The sequence below is a fragment of the Streptomyces sp. NPDC040622 genome (genome assembly GCF_055593965.1).
On the sequence record NZ_JBVIXD010000001.1, the window covers coordinates 759,899 to 782,141 of the forward strand.

Here is a 22,243-nt window from a genome sequence, read left to right on the forward strand (position 1 = left end):
GAGACCGGGGCGGCCGACCGGGAACTCCCGTCACCTTCCGGGCAGTTGGCAGGGGAGGCCGGCCGTCGCCGATCGCACGCGGGGAGCCGGCGAGGTCATCGAGGAGCGCAGGCGGGACCGTACGGCTTCCGTGCCGAGGAGATCGACTCCAGCAGCCCGCACCCTGCCCGGGTCTACGACTACCTGCTGGGCGGCAAGGACCACTACGAGGTGGACCGGGGCGCCGGCGAGCCGGCAGATCCTCGACATCGGCACGGGCCTGCCCACCTCGCCGAACGTCCACGAGATCGCCGCGGAGGCCGCGCCGGACGTGCGCATCACCCGCGTCGACGACGACCCGATCGTGCCCACGCACGCCCCCCTCTGCTCAGCGCCTCCGGCACGGCCGGCATCGCGCTCGGTGACCTCCGTGACCCGCGGGCCGCCGTGGACCACCCCGAGGTGCGCCGCGTCGTCGACGTCGCGGGCGGTCAGCGTCCCAGCGGTCGGCGCGGCAGGGGAGAGGAGTAGACGACGCTCGTCGTCACCGAACCGAGGGCGCCGATCCTGCCGGAGACCTCTTCGAGGTGCTGCATCGAGCGCGCGGCGACCTTGATGACGAAGCAGTCGTCGCCCGTCACGTGGTGTGCCTCGAGTATCTCCGGGGTGGCTCCGACCAGGTCGTGGAACGGCTTGTAGTTGCCGTTCGGATAGCGCAGGCGCACGAACGCCAGGATCGGCAGGCCCAGCCGCTCGGGGTCGACGACGGCCGCGTATCCCTGGATGACACCGGCCTCCTCCAGCCGCCGCACGCGCTCGGTGACGGCGCTCGCGGACATCGAGACGGCGCGCGCCAGTTCGGCGTAGCTGGCGCGGCCCTCGCGCTGGAGGACGTCGAGGATGCGCCAGTCGGTGGCGTCCGTGGCATAACCGGTCATGTCCGAGAGGTAACAGGGAAATCCCCGGGCGATCAAGAGGTGGGCCGGGGAATGATCCGCCTCGTCCGTATCGTCCCGGGGGTCGGCCGGGGCGGTCCCGCGCGTGCTCGCCGGCGACCGACACCGACGAGCACGCGCGAGCCGATCGATCCGCCCGGCCGGGCGGCTTCGTCAGACGCCCGCGATGCTCTGGATCCAGGAGCGGTACGCGGTCACGTTCGTGTACGCGGTGGTGGTCTGGCGGTCACTGGTGGACGCGACGCCGACCTGCGCGCCGTTGCCCATCATCGGGCCGCCCGAGTCGCCGCCCGCGGTGATGCCGTCGCCGCGCCGGGCGCAGATGGCCTGGCCCTGGTAGGCGTCGCGGCAGCCGCCGGTCACCACGACGTTGGCGACCTTCAGGAGCCGGGACTGACAGTTGATCTCCGAGCCGCACTGGGACGTCGCGCCCCAGCCGTACACCTGGACCGTCTGGCCCACCGACACGGAGCCCGGGCTGCCGAGGCGTGCGTACGTGCCCGACACGGAGCGGTCGAGCCGGACCAGGGAGAGGTCCGCGCTCGGGTGGCTCTGGACGCTGATGCCATTGGCCGTGGTGCCGCCGGACGTCTGGTCGAGGCTGCCGATGCGGAAGGAGAGACCGCCGCCGCTGACGCAGTGCTTGGCGGTGAGGATCCAGGTCGGGGCGATGATCGTGGCGCTGCAGGTCTGCTGGCCGTTGGAGAAGAGCCTGGCCGCCCAGGGGGCGTTGCTCGCGTAGCCGCCACCGATGATCGGCTGGGGGGAGTTGACCGACGCCACCGCGGGGGCGGGGCTCGCCGCGCTCTGTGCCGCTGCCGTGGGGGCAAGCCCCAGGACGGCGAGAGCGGTGGCCGCGAGCGCGGGGACGAGTCTGGATATTCGCACGTTCGTCTCCATTGTGTGGGGATGAAACGTCCTGGATGAGGACGAGGCTGCATACATATGCAGAACGAGCGCACGGACAGGAGGCGGGTATCCCCTGTCGAGTGCATGCCATGTTCGGCTGGGGCGAATCTGGCAGAGGAGGTGTCGGCGGCGCAAGAGGTCGGTCGCCGAATTCCGTCGCCATCATGGCTCTGGGGGCGGCCAACGGCTCTATTCGCAGCCGCGATGGGCAGGTTGGCCTTCAAATGGCTGACGCGTCGGCGATCGGGGCCGTGCGGGCTCCATGCCTGGAGCCGGTGACTCCGGGGCGCCCGTCCGGATTGGCGGGTTGATCCGGGGGTACGCCGGTGCGGCGCGGAGCCATCCGTGTGGGCTTGCGAATCGCTGCATGATGAAACAGATTCTGGTCTGGACCATTCTCGACGCAGGGGAGGCCCGCCTGGCAACTCTCTTTCACGACAAACCTGTTGGACCAATCGGCTCACCACCGACGCGCGCCACGCGGGACGGCCGCAGGGATGCGCAGGTGCCCCCGCCGTGATCAGCCGTGGATGGTGCACGGCCTGCCCGTGAATCGCCGGGGATTCGACGGCCGCACCGTCCTGGAACCGGGGATCATCTCTTCAGGCTTGCGGTCGCCGCCCGTAGATTTTTCGCCATGAACAACACGAACACGCAGCTCGATGCCCCCGTCCCCGCCCTGACCGGCCATCCGGTCCTGCGCGTCCCGCCGGCGTCCCCGGCCGCTGCCGCCGCGTACTTCGGCGCGAGTCTCGCCTTCCACTCCGATGTGTCGGACGTGGCGTCCGCGCTCGCCGCCGACGGCGACCCGGGCTTCGTCGTCATCGACACCCGTTCCACCGCCTCGTGGGACCAGGGTCACGTCCCCGGCGCGGTCCACCTGCCCACCGCGCTCATCCCGGAGCAGGCCGAAGCGCTGCTCGACACGTCGGTCCCCGTGGTCACCTACTGCTGGGGCCCAGGCTGCAACGGTGCGACCCGCGCGGCGCTCGCCCTCGCCCGACTGGGCTTCCAGGTCAAGGAGATGCTGGGCGGCTTCGAGTACTGGGTGCGCGAGGGCTTCGCGTTCGAGACGTGGGAGGGCGGCGAACAGCGCGCCACGGATGCGCTGACGGCCCCTGTCGACGCGGACGACTGCGGTTGCTGAGGGGGTGGCGGGATGACGTCCGGGCAGGTCATCGACGCGGAAGGCGGTTTCCGTCGCTGACGTCGTGTCCCGGGATGGCGGACGCGGCGGCCAGCGCGGTGGAGAGGGCCGTCGCCTCCGCCGTGCCGCGGGGGAGTCCGCTGACCTGTCCGTCGCCGACTTCCACCACCCGCCACCGTCCGTCCTCGTGCCGGGCGAGGTCCGTCGTCACGAAACGGCAGCCGAGCTCAACCACCACCCGCCGCACGGCGTCGAGTTCGGGAGCGGGCGCACTGTCCGGGGTGTCCGGATGGGCGGTCACGAGTACCGCGGTGCCGTCCAGCCACCACACGCGGGCCTCGCCGCCCGCGACGAACGGCTCGTACGCGCGGACCACCAGGCCACCGGCGAGCGCCTCGTCCTGCAGCGCGAAGAAGCGCCCGACCACGGCGGTCAGCCGGTCACCGTCCGCCACGTCGGGCACGAAGCACGCCTCGTCCCACTCGTGCTTGCGGGACTTGACGTAGTCCTTGATGATCCCGGGCCCCGGACCGAGCGGCGCGACGAGTTCCGCGAGCCGTGCGGCCGAGGGCGGCTCACTCGGTGCCGCCGCACACCAGACGCTGCGCGGTGTGAGCGCGGACGCCGCCAACAGGTCGTACCAGCCCGGGAGTTCATGCGCACGTCCGTACGCGGCGCCGTCCGTGAGCAGGACGCAGTCGCGCGCCGCGAGGGCCCGCTCCAGTTCCGCGTAGCGCGAGACGCCCACCATCCAGCCCCGGTACCAGTACGGCCCCGACCCGCGCGGCACCCGCCCGACGGCGCGCGCCGAGTCACCGGCCACGAGCGCGTCATGGTCGACGAGGGAGAGCTCCGCGCCGCTCGCGCGGGCGGCCGCGACCTCGGGAGCGAACTCCGGGTCGGGCCGCGTCGCGCGCAACGGATCGCACGGGAAGAGGAAGGCGCTGCTCACAGCTTCGACAGCTCGTCCACCAGATCGTCGAGACCCAGCGAACCCTGGGACAGCGCGGCCATGTGCCAGGCCTTGGCGTCGAAGGCGTCGCCGTGCCGCCGCCGCGCGTTCTCGCGGCCCAGCAGCCAGGCGCGCTCGCCCAGCTTGTAACCGATGGCCTGGCCGGGAATCGTCAGGTAGCGCGTCATCTCGCTCGCCACGTACTCGGTGGGCCTGCTGCAGTGCGCGTCGTAGAACTCCTGGGCGAGATCCGGCGTCCAGCGCTCGCCCGGGCGGAACGGCGAGTCCGCGGGGATCTCCAGCTCCAAGTGCATGCCGATGTCGACGATGACCCGCAGCGCCCGCATCATCTGGGCGTCGAGATAGCCGAGCCTGCGCTCCGGGTCCGTGAGGAACCCGAGCTCGTCCATGAGCCGCTCCGCGTACAGCGCCCAGCCCTCGGCGTTGGCGCTGACGATGCCGACGGTGGCCTGGTAGCGGGAGAGGTCCGACGCCACGTGCGCCCACTGGGCCAGTTGGAGGTGATGGCCGGGCACACCCTCGTGGTACCAGGTGGACACGAGGTCGTAGACCGGGAAACGGGTGTCGCCCATCGTCGGCAGCCAGGTGCGCCCGGGGCGGGAGAAGTCCTCGGAGGGAGCCGTGTAGTAGGGAGCCGCGGCGCCGCCGGGCGGCGCGATGTGGGACTCCACCTTGCGCACCCGCTCGGCCAGTTCGAAGTGCGTGCCGTCCAGCGCCTCGATCGCCTCGTCCATCAGCTCCTGCAGCCAGACACGGACCTCGTCCACGCCCTCGATGTGCGCCCCGTGCTCGTCCAGATGGGCGAGGGCCACCCAGGGAGTGGCCGCGCCGGGCAGGATCTTCTCGGCCTCGGCCCTCATCTCGGCGAGCAGCCGGTGGAACTCCGACCAGCCGTACGCGTACGCCTCGTCGAGGTCCAGGTCGGTGCCGTTGCACTCGCGGGAGAGGCGGGCGTAGCGCTCGCGGCCCACGATGTCGGAGGAGCCCTCGATCGCGGGGGCGTAGACGTCCCGCATCCAGTCGCGCAGCGCCACGACCGACGCGGTGGCCGCCCGTGCCGCGGTGTCCAGGTCGGCGCGGAGCTCCTCGGGGCCCGCGGACGCGAAGTCCTCGAACCAGCCGGGCCCGCTCGCGGCGCCGCCCGCCTCGCCCGCCCACTCGCCGAGCTGTCCGATGAAGGTCGCGGTGGGGCGCGGCGCGCCGAACAGCTTGCGCTCCAGGCCGAGTTCGAGGCTCGCGCGGTAGCCGTCGAACGCGGCAGGGACGGCACGCAGCCGCTCGGCGATCGCCGCCCAGTCCTGCGTCGTCCCCATGGGCGTCACGGTGAAGATCTCCCGCACCTGGTGCGGCATGGTGTGCAGGTTGCCGACGGCGCGGAGCCCCTCGTCGGCGTCGTGCACGGCCAGCTGCGCGGTGAGGCGCTCCCGCAGCAGCCGCCCGCAGCGGCGCTCGATCTCACTGTCCGCGCCGGGCCTGAGCTCCGCCTCGTCCAGCCGGGCCAGGGTCGTCCGTGCCAGCCGCGCGAGAGCCTCCTGGCCCTCGGGCGAGGTGTCGGGGAGCTTGCTGTTGCTCTCCGCGACACCGAGATAGGTGCCCGTGAGGGGGTCGAGGGCGATGAGCTCGTCGACGTAGGCGTCGGCTACGCCGCGGGGGAGCGGGCCGGTGTTCGGATGCGGGTTCTTCGTGGCTGACATGCGGACATCCTCGTACGAGTGATGGGGGTGCGTCACCATGATTCACTGGGCGGGTCCGGAAAGCCGTCGGTCGTGGCGTCGGGCGGCAGCAGCGGGCCGCACGCCCACTGCTGGAAGATCAACCGGGTCTCCACGCGCGCCACTTCGCGCCGCGCCGTGAACTCGTCAAGGACGAGTCGCTGCAGATCCGCGGGACCCGCCACCGCCACGTGCACGAGGAAGTCCTCCGGGCCCGTGAGGTGGAACAGGGACAGGGCCTCGGGCAGGGCCCTGACGCGCTCCACGAAAGGCACGACGAGGTCGCGGCGGTGCGGGCGGACCTGCACCGAGAGCAGCGCCTCGAGCCCACGCCCGAGCTTCGCCGGGTCGAGCCGCAGCTGATGTCCGAGAATCACCCCCGAACGCCGCAGCCGCGTCACCCGGTCGAGACACGTGGACGGCGCCACACCGACCTGCGCCGCGAGGTCGCGGTAGGTGGTCCGGGCGTCGTTCTGCAGCAGCCGCAATATGTGGAGATCCACCGGGTCCAGTGCGACGGATTCGGCCATCGGCCGAACGTAGCACGGTACTTGCCCGCCGGACCCCGGCCGATGTTCAGCCTGTGGGGCATGGAAGCGAACACCGGGACAGCACCGCACACCCCCTCCACCGGCAGCGTGTCGCCGCCGCGTGCCCTGGCCACCGAAGCCGTGCACGCGGGGCGGGACGATCTGGCCGAACTCGGCCTGCACGCACCCCCGATCGACCTCTCCACGACCTACCCCTCCCGCGACAGCAGGGCCGAGGCCGCCCGCATCGACGCCTTCGCCGCTGACGGCAGCGTCGATGACGGTCCGCCGGTCTACGCCCGCCTCGGCAACCCCACCGTCGCCCGCTTCGAGACCGCCCTCGCCCGGCTCGAGGGCACCGAGAGCGCGGTGGCGTTCGCGAGCGGCATGGCGGCGCTGACCGCTGTCCTTCTCGTACGGGGCTCCGCGCGCCTGCGCCATGTCGTGGCCGTCCGACCGCTGTACGGCTGCAGCGACCACCTGCTCACCGCGGGCCTCGTCGGTACGGAGGTGACCTGGGTGGACCCGGAGGGCATCGCCGGCGCCATCCGCCCCGACACCGGCCTGGTGATGGTCGAGTCGCCCGCCAACCCGACCCTCGCCGAGCTCGACCTGGCCGGGATCGCCCGCACGTGCGGGACGGTGCCGCTGCTCGCCGACAACACCTTCGCCACGCCCGTCCTGCAGCGGCCCGCCGAGAGCGGCGCCCGTCTGGTGCTGCACAGCGCCACGAAGTACCTGGGCGGCCACGGCGACGTCCTCGGCGGCGTGATCGCGTGCGACGAGGAGTTCGCGCGGGGGCTGCGCCAGGTGCGGTTCGCCACCGGCGGGGTGCTGCATCCACTCGCCGGCTATCTGCTGCTGCGCGGACTGTCCACGCTTCCCGTCCGCGTGCGGGCGGCCTCGGCCACCGCGGCCGAGCTCGCGAGCCGCCTTGCCGCCGACCCGCGCGTGGCCCGCGTCCACTATCCGCGGCTCGGCGGTGCCATGGTCGCCTTCGAGGTGCACGGCGACCCTCACGAGGTGATCTCCGGGGTACGGCTGATCACCCCGGCGGTCAGCCTCGGCAGCGTCGACACGCTCATCCAGCACCCGGCGTCCATCAGCCACCGGGTGGTGGACGCCACGGACCGGCGTGCGTCCGGGGTCAGCGACCGGCTGCTGCGCATGTCGTGCGGCCTGGAGGACGTCGAGGACCTGTGGTCCGATCTGGACCGGGCGCTGGGCGCGGTGCCGGTGGGAGTACCGGTGCCGGTCAGCGCTCGGCCTGCTGGTGGTGCGCGGGCCGTACGTCGTGCGCCGGCGCCTGGTCGTACGGCAGCCGCGAACTGACCGGGGTCGCGTCCAGGCGGGCCGTGATCACCAGCGTGCCCTCCTCGATCTGGTAGTCGAGGGGCAGTCCGAGCCCGCGCATCGCGGCCACCATGCCGGTGTTCGAGGCCTGCGTCACCGCGTACACGCTCTCGCAGCCGGCCTCGACCGCCATCGTCACCAGGCGGCCGAGCAGCAGAGCGCCGATGCCGCGACGCTGCCAGTCGTCCTCGACGAGCAGTGCCACCTCCGTCTCGTCGCCGTCCCAGAGGAGATGGCCGATGCCGACGATCCGCCCGGAGGCGGTGCGCACCGCCAAGGTGCGGCCGAACCGGGGGCTCAGCAGGTGGTTGAGGTAGCGGTCGGCGTCGCGCACCGGGCCGTGGTAGCGCAGGGTCAACGTGCGCTCGGAGCAGCGCTCGTGCATGGCCTTGGCGGCCTCGACGTCGGCGGTGCCCGCCCGCCGCACGGTGATGGAGTTCCCCTCGGGGAGTGTCAGGACGTCCTGACTGCGCGGGATGCGCGGGCCGAGCCGCGTGTCGAGCTCCACCAGGGCCCGCGCACGGGCGAACTCCGTCGGCGTGAACGGCAGATAGGGCCGCTCCACGGTGATGACCTCGCCCTCGGGCCCGCTCAGGCGCAGCACGGTCCCTTCGAGCACGCCGTCGACCGGGGCGCTGTCCGCGGTCGGCTCCGTGCGGTCCCCCGGCCGTGACGCGGCGGGCAGCGAACGGATGGTGCAGCGTCCCAGGAGGTGCCGCAGCGCCAGCGGGAGTTCGGCCGCGTCCAGCGCGGTGCGGGTGGCGAGGCCCAGGATGCGGGTCGGGGCGTCCACCAGGTCGTGGGCGTCGGCGCGCTCGATCCAGGTGCCGGTGCCGCCCGCCCCGGCGATCGACCGGGTGATGTCGGCCGCGGACAGCGCCTCGGGAGCGCGCAGCAGGAACTCGTCGACGGTGCCCTCGGCCAGCGGGTGCGCCTGCAGGCTGAGGATGTCCACGTGGCGCTCGGCGAGCGTCACGCACAGCGCGGCCAGCGAGCCCGGCTCGTCCCGCACCGTGGTGCGCATCCGCCACAGCGCGGTCGCGCCCCGCTCCTGACCGGACGGGGCCTGGTCCGAGGGCGCCTCGGGTGCTCCGGACATGCGGGCGTGCCCGGCCTGCTCCGCGTCCGCGGGCGGCCGGGCGCCGGTATCGTGCGCCGTCGGCGGGGCGTGGTTGTGGCGCCGTGCCCACCAGGTGTGGAAGCCGACCGTGGCGAGGAGCACCACGGCCGACACCACCAGGAGCGCGGGTCCGTCGGGCCCGTGCCCCACCATGTTCGCCACGGCGTCGGCCACCGCGACGGCGGTGAACAGCGCGGCCAGCTCGACCACGTCGCGCCGCCAGTGGTGCACGGGGCGACCGTGCTTGGTCCGTGTCACATCAGACATGTCTGCTCGCATACGGCCACTGTGCTGGACCGGTGTTGCGTGATCACGAACGTTCTGTGACCGATCGGTTAAGAGGTCATCTGCCCCTTTGGCGGCTTTTTGCCGGTGCTACTGCCCGACCCGGCCCGGCTGCAGGACCTGGGTGAACAGGACGTCGCCGCCCTCCTGCCGCAGGCGCACCGTCAGCTCGCCGCTGCCGCCGTCGATGTCGACCTCGCCGAAGTACTGCGGGGTCTCGGCCGGCGAGGTGTTCGCCCGGCCGGGCGCCTTGATGAACTTCTGGTCGGGGCCGAACGTCCCGTCGAGCTTGGTGGCGGGAAAGCCGCCCGCGGCCAGCGGCCCGGACACGAACTCCCAGAACGGCGCGAAGTCCTTGAACGCGGCGCGCGAGGGGTCGTAGTGCTGGGCCGAGGTGTAGTGCACGTCGGTGGTCAGCCACAGTGTCCCGGTGATCTTGCTGTGCTTGACGTGCCGCAGGAGCTCGGCGATCTGCAGCTCGCGGCCGAGGGGGGCACCGGGGTCGCCCTGCGCCACGGCCTCGAAGTTCGCGCTGCCGTCGGGCACGACGATGCCCAGGGGCATGTCGGAGGCGATGACCTTCCACACGGCGCGGGAGCGAGAGAGCTCGCGCTTGAGCCAGGCCAGCTGGCGGGCGCCGAGGATGCCGGTGGCGTCGTCGGTCTGCCGGCCCGGCGAGTTGGCGTTGCGGTAGGAACGCATGTCGAGCACGAACACGTCCAGCAGCGGACCGTGCCGCAGCACCCGGTACACCCGGCCGTCCTCGTCGCCCGGGGGCAGGGTGGAGATCGGGAAGTACTCGCTGAACGCGCGCAGCGAGCGGCCCGCGAGGACGTCCACGTTCTTCTCCGTGTACCGCGGGTCGGTCAGGATCTGCCCCGGGTACCAGTTGTTGCGCACCTCGTGGTCGTCCCACTGCACGATGGACGGCACCTGGGCGTTGAACCGTCTGAGGTTCTCGTCCAGCAGGTTGTAGCGGAACGCGCCGCGGAACTCCGCGAGGGACTCGGCGACCTTGGACTTCTCCTCCGTCGTGACGTTGCGCCACACCGAGCCGTCGGGCAGCGTCACGCTGGGCAGGATCGGTCCGTCGGCGTAGATGTTGTCCCCGCTGCACAGGAAGAAGTCGGGGTCCCGCCGGCGCATCTCCTCGAAGATGCGGTAGCCGCCGCGGTCGGGGTTGATGCCCCAGCCCTGCCCCGCGATGTCGCCCGACCACAGGAAGCGCACGTCCTCCTTGCGGCCCTTGGGTGTCGTCCGGAACGTGCCGGTGACCGGTTTCCCGGTCCGACGGGGGTCATCGGGGTCGGCGAGCACCACGCGGTAGTGGATCTGTTCGCCCTCGGGCAGCCCGCGCAGCCGCGTCGTCCCCGTGAAGTCCGTGTCCGGGCCGAGCAGCGGCCCGTGCCACCGCCGGGGATTGCGGAACGACTCGGTGGCGGACGTCTCCACGACCATCCGGGCGGGGCGGTCGGACCGGACCCACACGAGCCCCGAGTGCGCGCCCACGTCTCCGGCCTGCACGCCCCACCCGGCCTTCGGGCGTCCCGAGAGCGCGAGCGAGGGAGCCGCCCCGGCCAGTGCGGGCACGGCGAGCGCGGCCGGTACGGCGAGCGATCCGCGCAGCACGCTGCGGCGACGGGGGGACGGACTCGGCTGACGTTGCGACATGAATGCGCCTCCAGTTGACGGGTGCGACCAGTGTGGGGGCGCCCGGCCGGTACCGCGCCACAGCGTCCGCACGAAGCACAGGTGAACAACTCCCTACGGGCAGAAGTGAACAACTCCCCGAGGGTGGAGGGGAACCGCCGCGCGGGGACCAGGGCCGGGGTCGTACGTCCGTGGGCGGGACGCCATGGGGACGAAGGACCGATGGTCACAAGATCCACTGCTGCCTACGATCGACTCCGAGGCACGTGCTCGTGCGTGCCGCGTCGAAAGGGGAGCCTCATGTCTGTCGGCGGTCGGAGCCACATCCGGATCGCCCGCCCGTCCCGCGATCTGACGGCGGCCGAGCGGTTCTGGGTCGACGGACTGGGGCTGGGCGTGGTGTACCGGGCGCAGAGCGGGGGCGTTCCCGGCGAGCACGACCTGCTGATGGTGGGGTGGCCCGACGCGTCCTGGCACCTCGAACTCGTCCACGAGAGGTCCGCGCCGGTCCGGCCGACGCCCACCGAGGAGGACCTGCTCGTCGTCTACCTGGACGGAGAGGTGCCCGAGGAACTGGTGACGCGGCTTGAGGAGCACGGCGGCAAGCGGGTGCTCTCGCCCAACCCGTACTGGAACGAGTGGGGCGTCACCGTCGAGGACCCGGACGGCTACCGCCTGGTGCTCTCCACGCGCGCGTGGTCCAACTCCTAGCCGAGGAACCCGCTTGCGTTGGACGACCTCCCCGGTGAGGCCGTCCGGCACCAGCAGCCGGCCCAGGCGCACGTCCTGGGACCCGTCCTCACAAGGACGTCCACCCGGCCCGCCGGGAGCACGCACCCGACGCCGCGGTGCCGCCCTCCGGGCGACGGCAGGAGTGTGCGGACAGGCTATGGCAGGTGCCCCTCAGCGGCAGGTGTCGAGAATGACGCGCGAGACCAGGGCCGGGTCGTCGTTCATCGGGACGTGGCCGCAGCCGGGGAGCCGGACCAGGCGCGCGCCGGGGATGGTGTGCTTGGCGCGGATGCCCTGGCGGCGCAGGAGCAGCCGGTCCCGCATGCCCCAGGCGACGGTGACGGGCAGGTCCGTCACATCGTCCTGGAAGAGGACGTCACGCCCGGCCGCCAGCGTCGCGTCGAACCCGGTGGCATCGCGCAGCGCGAGCGTCTCGGCGACGACGGCCTGCGGTGAACGGCGCCAGGGGCGGGCGTAGATGGTGCCGGTGAGCGCGGCCCGCCCGGCCGCGCTGCCGGACAGCCGTTCGACCGCGGGGAGTGGCAGCAGCCGTGCGCCCTGCCGCATCGCGAGGAGCGTGGCGAACGCGTACCGGCGCTCCGCGGGCGACCAGAAGCCGCCGGGGGAGAGCGCGGTGACGGACCGCACGAGCTTCTCGCGGCCCAGTTCGAGGGCGAGCAGCCCGCCCAGGGAGTTGCCCGCCACGTGCGGGCGTTCGATCTCCAGGGCGTCGCACATCGCGCCGAGCGCGGGCACGACCGTGTCGAGGCCGTAGGCAAGGCCGTCCGGCAGCGCGGGCGACCGCCCGAACCCCGGCAGGTCCACGGCTATCACGTCGTGCTCGGCGGCCAGGATGTCGAACACCGGGTCCCAGGCCTGCCGATGGTGGCCGATGCCGTGCAGGAGGAGCAACGGCACGCCGGCGCCCGCCCGTTCGTAGGACATCGTCACGGTGCGCGGGCCGCCGGTCGACGCGACGCTGAAGGACACCTCTGCGGCCATCACTGCTCCTGTCCCCGCCGCGGGGCGACGGCTGTTCAATGCGTTAGACATGCTGTCAGCAACAATTACCGCTCAGTAGCCGCCAGTTCAAGGGGGCGGCCCGTGGTCCTTCCCGCGGTCTTCGCGAAGAGCGCCCGCCGGGCGTCACCACTGTGCCGAGCGCCGCACCCGGCCTGCCTGGACAGGCGCTGCCGCGTGGGCTGGGATGGGGAGGTGGCTACCGAGAACATGACCGACCTCTTCGAAGAGCACCGATCCGTTCTGATGGGTGTCGCCTACCGCATGCTCGGTCGTGTGGTCGACGCGGAGGACGTCGTCCAGGAGGCCTGGCTGCGCTGGTCGGCCACCGATCGCGGCCAAGTGCGCGAACCGCGCGCCTTCTTGGTGCGCGTCACCACCCGACTGGCCATCGACCGCCTGCGCCACGTGCAGTCCCGGCGCGAGGCGTACGTGGGGCCGTGGCTGCCCGAACCCTGTGTCACCGAGTTCGGGCCCACCGCCCCGGACACCGCGGAGCGGGCCGTCCTCGCGGAGTCCGTCTCCCTGGCGGTCCTCGTGGTCCTGGAGTCCCTCTCACCCCTGGAGCGCGCCGTGTTCGTGCTCCGCGAGGCCTTCGGCTTCCCCTACGCCGAGATCGCGCTGACCCTCGACCGGGGCGAGGCCGCCGTGCGTCAGCTCGCCGGGCGGGCCCGCAAGCACGTCGACGCGGGCCGGCCCCGCTACAAGGTCGACCCGGCCGAGCGCCGCGACCTGACGGAACGATTCCTCGCGGCGGCCACCGAGGGCGACCTCGACGGGCTGATGTCGCTCCTCGCGCCGGACGTCCGGCTGGTCGGCGACAGCGGGGGCAAGGCCAGGGCGCCGCTGCGCGCCCTGGAGAGCGCCGACAAGGTGGGCCGCTTCCTGCACGGCGCCGCGAGCAAGGTGCTCGGGGCCGCCGGCGAGGTGGAGGTCCGCTTCGTCGAACTCAACGGCGTCGAGTCCCTCTACGTCCTCATCGACGGCAAGCCCGACAGCGTCTTCCAGTTGGACGTCGTCGAGGGACGCATCCAGCACGTCTACATCGTCCGCAATCCGGACAAGCTTGTGTCACTCGCGCGGTAGGGGACGGGCCCCGTACAGCGCTCAACAAGGCATTCGCGCAGCGCACGGCCCCCGTCCGCATGGGCGGGGGCCCTGTCGTGCGATCTTTGTCGGCCGTTCACACAGGCATGGCCGATTACGCCTGCTTGGCCCCGCGCGAACTCCGCATGAATGCTCTGTGGCATCGTCCCTGTGCACGCTGTAACGGAACGATGATTGGTCTTGACCAAGGTGGGGTGCGGCCCTAAGGTCGCAGAGATAGTGCAGGAACCTTTAATAAACAAGGGCGCTAAAACGCCGCCGGTCAACGGCGATTGCGGAGGACAGGGTGGGGACCACGCAGCTGGAAACGGCGCCGGAGCCGAAGTACTGGCACCTGAAGACGGTGCTCAGTGAGGCGCTCGACTCCGAATTCGCCGTAGGGGAGATCCTGCCGAACGAGCGCGATCTCGCCGCCCGATTCGGGGTCGCCCGCGCCACGCTCCGGCAGGCACTGGAACAACTCGAACTCGAAGGCAGGCTGCAGCGCCGCCGCGGAGTGGGCACCACGGTCGCTCCGCCGCGGATGGGTGTGGCCGTCGGATCAGCGCAGGGCTCGTGGCCGGGCGCGGTCGGCGACGCCTGGCAGCTCGCGGACTGCGCTCCGGCGGTTCCGCCGACGGAGGTCGCCCGCATGCTGGAGACCCGCACCGAGGAGCAGGTGCACGTGGTGCGCCGCACCCGTGTCTCGCACGGGCAGCCGGTCGCCGCCGAGCTTCTGTACGTCCCCACGTCGTCGGTCGCCGAACTGACCGGCATGGACGCGCCGTCCGGTGCGGCACGCGCGCGTGTGGTCCTGCGCGAGCTGTCCCGGCTCGGCCTCGAAGGGCAGGACCGGGCCGTGGAGCTCGGGTCGGCCCGCGCCGACGACGCCAGGGCACTCGACCGCCTTCCGGGCGCGCCGGTGCTCGTCGTGACGACCCGCTTCTTCGCCGAAGGGCGCACGGCGGCGGTGTCCGTCGCCACCTACCGCGCCGACACCTGCCGCCTCACCTTCGGCGACTCGGGCGGTGTGGAGATCCACCACGACTCCGAGGAGCGTCGCGCCTCCTGACCTCCGCTCCCCGGCACCGCGTGCGGTACCGGCCCGCGCCACCGCGCCCGGCACACCACGTGCCGGGCGCGACGCGTTCCCGCGCCCGCCGTGTGCGCGTACTGCTGTGGCAGCACGTCACCGCCGCGCGGTGACGGTCCCCTCGACGGCGAACAACTGCTCCTCGACATGGTCGAGCGCGAGACGCAGCGCCCCCGTCGGCACCGCCGCCTCGCCGAGTGTCGACAGGGCGACGCGCGGCGGCCGCAGACAGTAGCGCGCCAGCTCCTGGCGCAGCGGCTCCAGCACGTCGTCAAGGCCCGCGGCCCAGCCGCCCACGACGACCAGCTCGGGGTCCAGGGCGAGGACCAGGGCGGCCACGTCGTGCACGAGCCGCTGGATGAAGCGCTCGACGGCCGCCTTCGCCCGCTCGTCGCCCTCGCGCGCGTGGGCGAAGACCTCGGCGACGGCGTGCTCGTCCAGCGGGTGCAACGGTTCGCCCGTGGTGGAGAGCAGCGTCTCCGGAGTGACCTCCCGGCCCAGCAGGTGCAGCGCGCCGATCTCGCCCGCCGCGCCGCCGTACCCGCGGTGGAGCCGTCCGCCGATGAGCGAACCGGCCCCGGGGCTCAGTCCCGCGAGGACGAACACCACGTCGTCGGTGTCGGCCGCCACGCCCTTCCAGTGCTCGGCCACGGCCGCCGTGTTGGCGTCGTTCTCCACCAGGACGGGACACTTGAAGGACCGGCGCAGCCGCTCGCCCAGCTGAAGCCCCGTCCACTCGGGCAGCGCCGTGCTCAGCCGCACCGTGCCGTCCGCCTCCAGGATGCCGGGGCTGCCGACCCCGACGGCCCGCAGCGAGCTGCGGGCGATCCCGGCGCGGCGCAGCAGATCGGCGACCACGGTGCGCAGGCGTTCCAGCCGGTCGTCCGCCGAAGCCTCCTCGGAGACATCCTTCGACGCCGTGCCGAGCACCGTGCCGTCCAGGTCCGAGAGGACCGAGGCCACCCGGTGCGGACCGATCTCCAGCCCGAGCAGATGCCCCGCCTCGGCCCGGAAGCGGAACTTCCGCGCGGGCCGCCCCTGGCGCCGGGCACCACTGTCCTCCGCCGCGGACTCCACCACGAGGCCGGCCTCGATGAGGCCCTCGACGACCCCCTCGACGGTGGGCCGGGAGAGCCCGGTCACGCGGGTGACCTCCGTGAGCGTCGCCAAGTCCGCGGCGCGCAGCGCGTGCAGCACCACCGCGGAGTTGATACGCCGCAACAGAGAGGGGTCCCCGCCGGTCAGCCGCCCCAACGTCCGTCCTTCCAGCTCGTGCGCATGATGGCCGGATCGTACTCGCAGGGCGGGACGGCGGCGAGTGCCGGGCCCGTCCGCACCGCGCGTGCGGCCCTCATCCGGGAGAGACGAAACCGGATTCGTACGCGGCGATGACCGCCTGCGTCCGGTCCCGCGCCCCCAGCTTCGCGAGGACGGCGCTGACATGCGACTTTACCGTTTCCGTACCGACTACGAGACGGGCGGCCATCTCCGCGTTCGACAGGCCGCCCGCCATCAGGCGGAGTACTTCCGCCTCGCGCTCGGTGAGCGCCGCTCTCTCGAGAGAGGCCCGGGCCTGCGGGTTCCCCCGCTCCCTGCCGTACTCGCCGGCCAGCTGCCGGACCGCCGCGGGGAAGAGCAGCGACTCGCCCTCGGCGACCAGCCGCACGGCGTTCACGATCTCCGTGGGCCTGGCCCGCTTCAGCAGGAATCCGTCGGCGCCCGCGCGCAGCGCCTCGTACACGTACTCGTCGTTCTCGAAGGTCGTCACCACGAGGATCTTCGGCGGATCCTGCACCGTGCGCAGCAGCGTGCGCGTGGCCTCGATGCCGTCCAGGAGCGGCATGCGCACGTCCATGGCGACCACGTCGGGCCGCAGCTCGCGGACGAGGGGAATGACCGCCGCGCCGTCCGCCGCCTCGCCCACGACGGTGATGTCGGGCTGGGCCTCGAGGACGGCGCGCAGCCCCGCGCGCACGAGCGGTTCGTCGTCGACGAGGAGCACTGTGACCGGCATCCGGCCAGCGTAGATCATTTGAGGGGCAGCTCGACGTGCACCTGCCATTCTCCGTCGTGCGGGCCCGTGGTGGCCCGCCCGCCGAGCAGGGTGGCGCGCTCGCGGATGCCGCGCAGCCCGCTGCCGCCCCGGCCGGTGGGGCCCGTCGACGACAGCGGCAGGTCATTGCGTACGTGCATGACGAGGCGGGCGTCGTCGACGGTTATGCGCAGCCGCACCGGCACCGGGCCCGAGTGGCGCAGCACGTTCGTCAGCGCTTCCTGGAGCATGCGGTAGCCCTCGCGGGAGACCGGCCCGGGCACCCGCTCCACTGGACCCGTCACGTCCACGTCGACCTTCGCGCCCGAGGCGCGGGCGGAGTCGAGGAGGCGCTCGGCGTCGGCGAGCGTGGGCCGGGCGCTCGCGGGCTGCCCGTCCTCCCGCAACACGCGCAGGACCCGCTCCAGATCCTCCAGCGCGGCACGGCCCGTCTCCTCGACGGCCTCCAGGGCACGGTCGGTGAACTCCGGGTCGGCGGCGGCCCGGGCGGCGCCGGCCTGGACGACGGCGACGGTCAGCGCGTGACCGAGGGAGTCGTGCAGTTCGCGGGCGATGCGGTTGCGTTCGAGCAGCTGCTCGGTGCGCTCCTCCAAGGCGCTGAGGCGCTCCGCGGGAGAGGGGCCGAGGAGACGGCGGGCGGCCGTGGCCATGAGGTGGCCCGCGCCCACGACGACAGCGAGCTCCAGCAGGACGAGGAGGAGGCTGAGGGGAAGAGCGCCCCAGCCGCGGAAGGGGACCGGCAGCAGGAGCCCGTCCGTGTCGGCGGGCTGGTCGTTCGCCCCCAGCAACGCCAGGGCGGTGCCGAGGATCTGTCCTGTCACCAGTACGAGCGCGCAGCCGGTCTCCATCCGGAGCACGAGCCAGATCGCCGTCCTGAGCCGGTCGCGCCGGGAGGATGACGGGGACACCGAGATCCCCGTGTCTCCCGGGCTGCCCTCGACGCGCGCGTGCGCCCCGGGAAACAGCATCATCCGGGCCTGCAGGCCCTCGGCGCGTCGCATGACGGGAACCGCGGCGACCGCAGCCAACAGGGGAACGGGGACGACCAGGACGAGTATCCAGTCGGTGAGCGAGGGGCTGGAGAGGCCCGGAAAGATGAAGGCGCAGATCCAGGCGATCACCGAGCCCAACAGGACATGCAGACACCGCGTATAGGTGACCGCTTGGGTCAGAGGTCTCACAAGGCCACGCATGCCGCTCATCGTGCCAGGCACCCCGCTCCGTACGGCTCCCCCATGAGGGGGAGAGAGCCTCCCCGGGCGGGGGAAGACCGCAGATGGGGTCGGCGGCGAGGCTGATGCCCATGAACAGCATCGACGTCCAAGACCTCACCAAGAAGTACGGCACGGCCCGGGCCGTGGACGCCCTCACGTTCAGCGTGCGCCCCGGCCGGGTCACCGGATTCCTCGGACCCAACGGCGCGGGCAAGTCCACCACCATGCGGCTCGTGCTCGGCCTGGACCGGCCCACCTCGGGAACGGCCACGGTGGGCGGCCGCTCGTACCCCACCCTCGATCACCCCCTGCGCCACGTCGGGGCGCTCCTGGACGCCCAGGCGGCCCACGGATCGCGCACCGCCCACAGTCACCTGCTCGCCCTCGCCGTCAGCAACCGGCTTCCCGTGCGCCGCGTGGACGAGGCCCTCGACGAGGCGGGCCTGGCCTCCGTGGCCGGGCGCAGGATCAAGACCTTCTCGCTGGGCATGCGACAGCGCCTCGGCATCGCGGCGGCCCTCCTCGGCGAACCAGGCGTCGTCATGCTGGACGAGCCGTCGAACGGCCTCGACCCCGAAGGCATCATCTGGATCCGCGAGTTGATGCGGCGCCTGGCACGGGAGGGCCGCACGGTGCTCGTCTCCAGCCACCTCATGAACGAGACCGCCACCTTCGCCGATCACCTCGTGGTGATGGGCCGAGGCAGGCTCCTCGCCGACACCGCCATGCGCGACTTCATCGACGCGCACAGCCGGGGAAGGGTGCGGGTGCGCTCGACGGAGCCCGGCCGCCTCCGCGCCGCCCTGTCCGCGAAGGGCTACGTCCTGGGGGACGCGGAGGGCGGGCGGTGGACCGTGGAGGGCGCGCGGGCCGAGGAGATCGGTGCCATCGCCGCGCACGCCGGGGCCCCGGTCCTCGAACTCGCCGAGGAACAGGCCTCCCTGGAGGAGGCCTACCTCGCCCTCACCGCCGACGAGACCGATTTCACGGCCGGCACGCCCACCACGTCGGCCCTGACCGCCCCATCCACGTCCCGCCAGGAGGCCTGACCATGGCGAAGACCGCCGTACTGCCCGTCGCCCACGCGGAGTGGATCAAGCTGAAGACCCTGCGGTCCAGCTGGGGTTCGCTGATCGCCGTGTTCGCGGTCACCGTCGCCGTCACCGTGCTGGCGTTCGCGACCGTCGGCCAGGCCGAGGCCGACAACGCCGACGCCGAGCCGCTGTTCGACGCCTTCTACGCCCTCAACTTCGGTCAGATCGCCGCCATCAGCTTCGGCACCACCGCCGTCTCCAGCGAGTACACGAGCGGCGCCCTGCGCATCTCGCTCGCCGCGGTGCCGCGCCGCGGGCTCTTCTACGGCGCCAAGATGGCCGTCGTCGGCACTCTGGCGCTGGCCGCGGGCCTCGCCACGAGTTTCGGCGCGTTCCTGATCGGCCAGGCCTTCATGGGGGAGTACGCGATCGGGCTCGGCCATCCCGGTGCCGCGCGGGCCTGTGTCGGCGGCGGCATCTACCTGGCGCTGATGACGCTCCTCGCGGCGGGCCTGACGGCGGTGCTGCGCAGTGGAGTCGCCGTGCTCAGCATCCTCATTCCGTTCACCCTGATCGTGTCCTTCGTGATCGGTGACGTGGCGGGCGGCGCCGCGGGCTTCCTGCCGGACAAGGCGGGCCGGCAGGTGCTGCACGAGAACCCGGCCGGATCCCTCGGCCCCTGGACCGGACTCGCCGTCACGGCGGCCTGGGCGGCCGCGGCGCTGCTCGCCGGCTGGTGGGCGGTACGGCGCAGGGACGCATGACACGTTGTCAGTGGCGGCCGCTTTACTGGACGTCATGAGCAGCGCACAGCACCTCGCCGCCATCGACCTGCTGTGCTCCCGGGACTTCCCCGCGGAGCACGGCAGGTCCGAGCGCGGCTCTCAGGGGCCCGGGTACCACATCGCGGAGTTACTGACGAGCGACACCTTCTGGGAGGACGACGGCACACGGTGGGAGGCCGCCGAGGAGCAGTTCGAGGCCGAGCGCGACGCCCTGTCCGTGCTCCTCGCCGACCGCTGGGGCCCGCCGCAGCGGTTCAGTCTGGCGAGTCTCTTCGAGCGGGTCGTGGCCGTGGACTTCGGGGACACGGACGGGGAGGCGGCCGACGAGGAGATACCGGAGCCGTGGGCGCAGTTGAGCTCCTGTGTACCGGACCTCCACCTGTGGCGGGTGGAGCGCCGCTGGGTAGCCCTGGGAGTCGCGCAGTGGGACAAGGAACAGCCCTTCCAACTCCTCGCCGTCGTCACGGAGACGGACCCGCCGTGAGGGGACGGGTGCCCCGGGCGCGTCAGGCGAGACCGAGGGAGTCCGAGCCCGTCGGCCCGAAGTACTGGGCGACGTCCGCCCCGCTCACCTCCGACAGCTCCGCGGGCGACCAGCGCGGACTGCGGTCCTTGTCGACGACCTGGGCCCGGATGCCCTCGGCCAGATCGGGCGCGGCGAGCATGGCGCGGGACACGCGGTACTCCTGCTCCAGGATGGCCTCGAGCGAGGGCAGTTCCCGCGCCCTGCGCAGCGCGGCGAGCGTGACCTTGAGGGAGGTCGGGGACTTCGTCAGGATCGTCTCCGCCGCCTCCTTCGCGTGCCGGTCTCCAGAGGAGTGCAGACGCTCGACGATCTCCTCCACGGAATCCGCGGCGTAGCAGTGGTCGATCCAGGCGCGGTGCGCCGCCAGGTCACCGGCGGGTGCCGCGGCCGCGAACTCCCGCACGGCGTCGGACGCGTCCCGGCCGGCGAGCGCCGCGGTGAACTCCGCGAGCCGCTCCGACGGTACGAAGTGGTCGGCGAGGCCGCACAGCAGCGCGTCGCTCGCCCCCACCGCCGTGCCGGTCAGCGCGAGATGCGTGCCGAGCTCGCCGGGCGTGCGGGTGAGCAGGTACGTGCCGCCCACGTCGGGCACGAAGCCGATCCCGGTCTCCGGCATCGCGACCCTGGACCGCTCGGTCACCACCCGGACGCCGCCGTGCGCCGAGACGCCGACACCGCCGCCCATCACGATCCCGTCCATGACGGCGACGTAGGGCTTCTCGTACCGGGCGATCCGGGCGTTGAGGAGGTACTCGTCGTGCCAGAACGCGGCCGACGCCTCCGGACGGCCCGCCCGGACGTCGTCGTGGATGGAGCGGATGTCGCCGCCCGCGCACAATCCGCGCTCACCGGCGCCGGTGAGCACCACCGTCGCCACCGACCCGTCCGGCGCCCAGGCGTCGAGGGCGTCCGCCAGGATCTTGACCATGGCGTGGTTCAGGGCGTTGATGGCCCGGGGCCGGTTCAGGACGAGGTGACCGGCGCGGCCCTCACGGCGGAGCAGGACGGGAGCGTGGCCGGGAGTGGCGGTGGCGTCGTGCGTGGCGTTCATGGTGCGGGGGTGGCTCCGTTCACGTGGGACGCGGTGCGGGGCTCTCGCCCTGGAACGCGTCGAGGATCTGCTCGGCTGCCGACGTGGCCGTCAACGTACCTTCCCGGACCCGCGCTTCCAGCTCCGGGGCGACCCGGCGTACGTCCGCGTGCCCCCGCAGTCGGCCGAGCAGCTCGTCCCTGACCATCGACCAGGTCCAGTCGACCTGCTGGTCGCGGCGCTTGTCGGCGAGGCGGCCGGTCGAGTCGAGCAGCTTCCTGTGCTGCTCGATCCGCTCCCAGAGGGTGTCGAGTCCGCTGGACTCACGGGCGCTGCAGGTCAGCACCGGCGGCGTCCACGCGGCGTCCGCGGGGTGCATCAGACGCAGCGCGCCCGCGAGCTCGCGGGCGGCCGAGCGCGCGTCCCTCTCGTGCGGGCCGTCCGCCTTGTTCACGGTGATGACGTCCGCGAGTTCGAGGACGCCCTTCTTGATGCCCTGCAGCTGGTCGCCCGTGCGGGCGAGGGTCAGCAGCAGGAACGTGTCGACCATGTTCGCGACCGCCGTCTCCGACTGGCCCACGCCCACGGTCTCCACGAGCACCACGTCGTACCCCGCGGCCTCCATCACCACGATCGACTCTCGGGTCGCCTTGGCGACACCGCCGAGCGTCCCGGCGGAGGGGGAGGGGCGGACGAAGGCGTCGGGATCCAGGGAGAGCCGCTCCATCCTCGTCTTGTCGCCCAGGATGGAGCCGCCGGTGCGGGTGGACGACGGGTCGACGGCGAGCACCGCGACCCGGTGCCCCAGCGAGGTCAGCATCGTGCCGAGCGCGTCGATGAACGTGGACTTGCCCACGCCCGGCACGCCGCTGATGCCGACCCGGCGGGCCCGCCCGCTGTGCGGCAGCAGCTCGTTGAGGAGCTGCTGCGCCAGTGCGCGGTGCTGCGGCCGGGTCGACTCGACGAGGGTGATGGCGCGTGCGATGTACGCGCGCTTCCCGTCGAGTACGCCCTTCACATACGTATCGATGTCGATCGTCACAGGCATGAGGTGGG

Annotated in this window: 21 protein-coding genes and 1 pseudogene; 9 read left to right on the top strand and 13 right to left on the bottom strand. The window is 72.5% G+C overall.

The features are described 5' to 3' along the window. Positions 1 to 45: 45 nt before the first annotated feature. Positions 46 to 298: pseudogene (locus tag ACZ592_RS03295) on the top strand (SAM-dependent methyltransferase); the annotation flags it as partial. 172 nt (positions 299 to 470) lie between these two features. Here ACZ592_RS03295 and ACZ592_RS03300 read toward each other — a convergent pair. After that, complete coding sequence (locus ACZ592_RS03300; RefSeq protein WP_471579776.1) at positions 471 to 917, bottom strand: Lrp/AsnC family transcriptional regulator; 447 nt, start codon at positions 915 to 917, stop codon at positions 471 to 473. Positions 918 to 1,088: 171 nt separating this feature from the next. Further along, complete coding sequence (locus tag ACZ592_RS03305; protein ID WP_471579777.1) at positions 1,089 to 1,823, bottom strand: S1 family peptidase; 735 nt, start codon at positions 1,821 to 1,823, stop codon at positions 1,089 to 1,091. A gap of 658 nt (positions 1,824 to 2,481) precedes the next feature. Between ACZ592_RS03305 and ACZ592_RS03310 the strand changes: the two genes are divergently transcribed. Continuing rightward, positions 2,482 to 2,991 carry a rhodanese-like domain-containing protein gene (locus ACZ592_RS03310; protein WP_471579778.1) on the top strand — a complete coding sequence of 170 codons (510 nt, stop codon included), beginning with the start codon at positions 2,482 to 2,484 and terminating at the stop codon, positions 2,989 to 2,991. 28 nt (positions 2,992 to 3,019) lie between these two features. Here the strand turns inward: ACZ592_RS03310 and ACZ592_RS03315 are convergent, their stop codons facing one another. The 3 genes from ACZ592_RS03315 to ACZ592_RS03325 are packed head-to-tail and all read right to left on the bottom strand — an operon-like array spanning position 3,020 to position 6,206. Further along, positions 3,020 to 3,943, bottom strand: a complete 924-nt coding sequence (locus ACZ592_RS03315) for an ATP-grasp domain-containing protein (RefSeq protein ID WP_471579779.1) — start codon at positions 3,941 to 3,943, stop codon at positions 3,020 to 3,022. Next, entirely contained in the window at positions 3,940 to 5,658 is a 1,719-nt protein-coding gene (locus tag ACZ592_RS03320; protein ID WP_471579780.1) for a DUF885 domain-containing protein, read from the bottom strand. The genes ACZ592_RS03315 and ACZ592_RS03320 overlap by 4 nt, the downstream gene beginning before the upstream one ends. A 32-nt stretch (positions 5,659 to 5,690) precedes the next feature. Next, positions 5,691 to 6,206 carry an Lrp/AsnC family transcriptional regulator gene (locus tag ACZ592_RS03325; RefSeq protein ID WP_471579781.1) on the bottom strand — a complete coding sequence of 172 codons (516 nt, stop codon included), beginning with the start codon at positions 6,204 to 6,206 and terminating at the stop codon, positions 5,691 to 5,693. A 60-nt stretch (positions 6,207 to 6,266) separates the two neighbouring features. On the opposite strand from ACZ592_RS03325, the gene ACZ592_RS03330 reads away from it, so the two are divergent. Continuing rightward, positions 6,267 to 7,538, top strand: coding sequence for a trans-sulfuration enzyme family protein (locus ACZ592_RS03330; RefSeq protein WP_471579782.1), 1,272 nt, complete (start codon positions 6,267 to 6,269; stop codon positions 7,536 to 7,538). Here ACZ592_RS03330 and ACZ592_RS03335 read toward each other — a convergent pair. Together ACZ592_RS03335 and ACZ592_RS03340 are read right to left on the bottom strand one after the other, a co-directional pair. Then, positions 7,462 to 8,946: a GNAT family N-acetyltransferase gene (locus tag ACZ592_RS03335; RefSeq protein ID WP_471579783.1), complete on the bottom strand. Its 1,485-nt coding sequence runs from the start codon at positions 8,944 to 8,946 to the stop codon at positions 7,462 to 7,464. The genes ACZ592_RS03330 and ACZ592_RS03335 overlap by 77 nt on opposite strands. A gap of 108 nt (positions 8,947 to 9,054) precedes the next feature. After that, on the bottom strand, positions 9,055 to 10,635 hold the full coding sequence (locus ACZ592_RS03340) for an alkaline phosphatase D family protein (RefSeq protein ID WP_471579784.1): 1,581 nt from the start codon (positions 10,633 to 10,635) through the stop codon (positions 9,055 to 9,057). Positions 10,636 to 10,914: 279 nt separating this feature from the next. Here ACZ592_RS03340 and ACZ592_RS03345 point away from each other — a divergent pair, with 279 nt between their 5' ends. Next, positions 10,915 to 11,325: a VOC family protein gene (locus ACZ592_RS03345; protein ID WP_471579785.1), complete on the top strand. Its 411-nt coding sequence runs from the start codon at positions 10,915 to 10,917 to the stop codon at positions 11,323 to 11,325. Between the two features lie 192 nt (positions 11,326 to 11,517). Here ACZ592_RS03345 and ACZ592_RS03350 read toward each other — a convergent pair whose 3' ends face one another. Next, a complete protein-coding gene (locus ACZ592_RS03350; RefSeq protein ID WP_471579786.1) occupies positions 11,518 to 12,348 on the bottom strand; it encodes an alpha/beta fold hydrolase in 831 nt (276 codons plus the stop codon). A gap of 213 nt (positions 12,349 to 12,561) precedes the next feature. Between ACZ592_RS03350 and ACZ592_RS03355 the strand changes: the two genes are divergently transcribed. After that, on the top strand, positions 12,562 to 13,452 hold the full coding sequence (locus tag ACZ592_RS03355; RefSeq protein ID WP_471579787.1) for an RNA polymerase sigma-70 factor: 891 nt from the start codon (positions 12,562 to 12,564) through the stop codon (positions 13,450 to 13,452). A 307-nt stretch (positions 13,453 to 13,759) separates the two neighbouring features. Continuing rightward, positions 13,760 to 14,524, top strand: coding sequence for a GntR family transcriptional regulator (locus tag ACZ592_RS03360; RefSeq protein ID WP_471579788.1), 765 nt, complete (start codon positions 13,760 to 13,762; stop codon positions 14,522 to 14,524). A 117-nt stretch (positions 14,525 to 14,641) separates the two neighbouring features. On the opposite strand, the gene ACZ592_RS03365 is transcribed toward ACZ592_RS03360, so the two are convergent. The 3 genes from ACZ592_RS03365 to ACZ592_RS03375 all read right to left on the bottom strand — a co-directional run bounded on the left by ACZ592_RS03365 (position 14,642) and on the right by ACZ592_RS03375 (position 17,791). Then, positions 14,642 to 15,799: an ROK family transcriptional regulator gene (locus tag ACZ592_RS03365; RefSeq protein WP_471579789.1), complete on the bottom strand. Its 1,158-nt coding sequence runs from the start codon at positions 15,797 to 15,799 to the stop codon at positions 14,642 to 14,644. 97 nt (positions 15,800 to 15,896) lie between these two features. Continuing rightward, positions 15,897 to 16,559 (bottom strand): response regulator transcription factor, encoded by a 663-nt coding sequence (locus ACZ592_RS03370; RefSeq protein ID WP_471579790.1) that lies wholly within the window; start codon positions 16,557 to 16,559, stop codon positions 15,897 to 15,899. A gap of 14 nt (positions 16,560 to 16,573) precedes the next feature. Beyond that, complete coding sequence (locus tag ACZ592_RS03375; RefSeq protein ID WP_471579791.1) at positions 16,574 to 17,791, bottom strand: sensor histidine kinase; 1,218 nt, start codon at positions 17,789 to 17,791, stop codon at positions 16,574 to 16,576. A gap of 110 nt (positions 17,792 to 17,901) precedes the next feature. On the opposite strand from ACZ592_RS03375, the gene ACZ592_RS03380 reads away from it, so the two are divergent. Genes ACZ592_RS03380 through ACZ592_RS03390 form a run of 3 tightly spaced genes read left to right on the top strand, consistent with a single transcriptional unit; the run spans position 17,902 to position 20,115 of the window. Beyond that, positions 17,902 to 18,861 (top strand): ATP-binding cassette domain-containing protein, encoded by a 960-nt coding sequence (locus ACZ592_RS03380; protein ID WP_471579792.1) that lies wholly within the window; start codon positions 17,902 to 17,904, stop codon positions 18,859 to 18,861. Between the two features lie 2 nt (positions 18,862 to 18,863). Then, positions 18,864 to 19,610 carry an ABC transporter permease gene (locus ACZ592_RS03385; RefSeq protein WP_471579793.1) on the top strand — a complete coding sequence of 249 codons (747 nt, stop codon included), beginning with the start codon at positions 18,864 to 18,866 and terminating at the stop codon, positions 19,608 to 19,610. A 34-nt stretch (positions 19,611 to 19,644) separates the two neighbouring features. After that, positions 19,645 to 20,115 (top strand): hypothetical protein, encoded by a 471-nt coding sequence (locus ACZ592_RS03390; protein WP_471579794.1) that lies wholly within the window; start codon positions 19,645 to 19,647, stop codon positions 20,113 to 20,115. Positions 20,116 to 20,137: 22 nt separating this feature from the next. Here the strand turns inward: ACZ592_RS03390 and ACZ592_RS03395 are convergent, their stop codons facing one another. Beyond that, complete coding sequence (locus tag ACZ592_RS03395; protein WP_471579795.1) at positions 20,138 to 21,208, bottom strand: enoyl-CoA hydratase/isomerase family protein; 1,071 nt, start codon at positions 21,206 to 21,208, stop codon at positions 20,138 to 20,140. 19 nt (positions 21,209 to 21,227) lie between these two features. Next, on the bottom strand, positions 21,228 to 22,235 hold the full coding sequence (gene meaB / locus ACZ592_RS03400) for a methylmalonyl Co-A mutase-associated GTPase MeaB (RefSeq protein ID WP_471579796.1): 1,008 nt from the start codon (positions 22,233 to 22,235) through the stop codon (positions 21,228 to 21,230). Positions 22,236 to 22,243: the final 8 nt, after the last annotated feature.

Excerpts from the sequence above, each read along its gene's own strand:
- ACZ592_RS03325 (WP_471579781.1), bottom strand. The coding sequence starts at position 6,206 with ATGGCCGAATCCGTCGCACTGGACCCGGTGGATCTCCACATATTGCGG.
- ACZ592_RS03390 (WP_471579794.1), top strand. The coding sequence starts at position 19,645 with ATGAGCAGCGCACAGCACCTCGCCGCCATCGACCTGCTGTGCTCCCGG.
- ACZ592_RS03395 (WP_471579795.1), bottom strand. The coding sequence starts at position 21,208 with ATGAACGCCACGCACGACGCCACCGCCACTCCCGGCCACGCTCCCGTC.
- ACZ592_RS03340 (WP_471579784.1), bottom strand. The coding sequence starts at position 10,635 with ATGTCGCAACGTCAGCCGAGTCCGTCCCCCCGTCGCCGCAGCGTGCTG.
- ACZ592_RS03335 (WP_471579783.1), bottom strand. The coding sequence starts at position 8,946 with ATGTCTGATGTGACACGGACCAAGCACGGTCGCCCCGTGCACCACTGG.
- ACZ592_RS03350 (WP_471579786.1), bottom strand. The coding sequence starts at position 12,348 with ATGGCCGCAGAGGTGTCCTTCAGCGTCGCGTCGACCGGCGGCCCGCGC.
- ACZ592_RS03310 (WP_471579778.1), top strand. The coding sequence starts at position 2,482 with ATGAACAACACGAACACGCAGCTCGATGCCCCCGTCCCCGCCCTGACC.
- meaB (WP_471579796.1), bottom strand. The coding sequence starts at position 22,235 with ATGCCTGTGACGATCGACATCGATACGTATGTGAAGGGCGTACTCGAC.
- ACZ592_RS03375 (WP_471579791.1), bottom strand. The coding sequence starts at position 17,791 with ATGCGTGGCCTTGTGAGACCTCTGACCCAAGCGGTCACCTATACGCGG.
- ACZ592_RS03320 (WP_471579780.1), bottom strand. The coding sequence starts at position 5,658 with ATGTCAGCCACGAAGAACCCGCATCCGAACACCGGCCCGCTCCCCCGC.
- ACZ592_RS03370 (WP_471579790.1), bottom strand. The coding sequence starts at position 16,559 with ATGCCGGTCACAGTGCTCCTCGTCGACGACGAACCGCTCGTGCGCGCG.
- ACZ592_RS03300 (WP_471579776.1), bottom strand. The coding sequence starts at position 917 with ATGACCGGTTATGCCACGGACGCCACCGACTGGCGCATCCTCGACGTC.
- ACZ592_RS03380 (WP_471579792.1), top strand. The coding sequence starts at position 17,902 with ATGAACAGCATCGACGTCCAAGACCTCACCAAGAAGTACGGCACGGCC.
- ACZ592_RS03345 (WP_471579785.1), top strand. The coding sequence starts at position 10,915 with ATGTCTGTCGGCGGTCGGAGCCACATCCGGATCGCCCGCCCGTCCCGC.
- ACZ592_RS03330 (WP_471579782.1), top strand. The coding sequence starts at position 6,267 with ATGGAAGCGAACACCGGGACAGCACCGCACACCCCCTCCACCGGCAGC.
- ACZ592_RS03385 (WP_471579793.1), top strand. The coding sequence starts at position 18,864 with ATGGCGAAGACCGCCGTACTGCCCGTCGCCCACGCGGAGTGGATCAAG.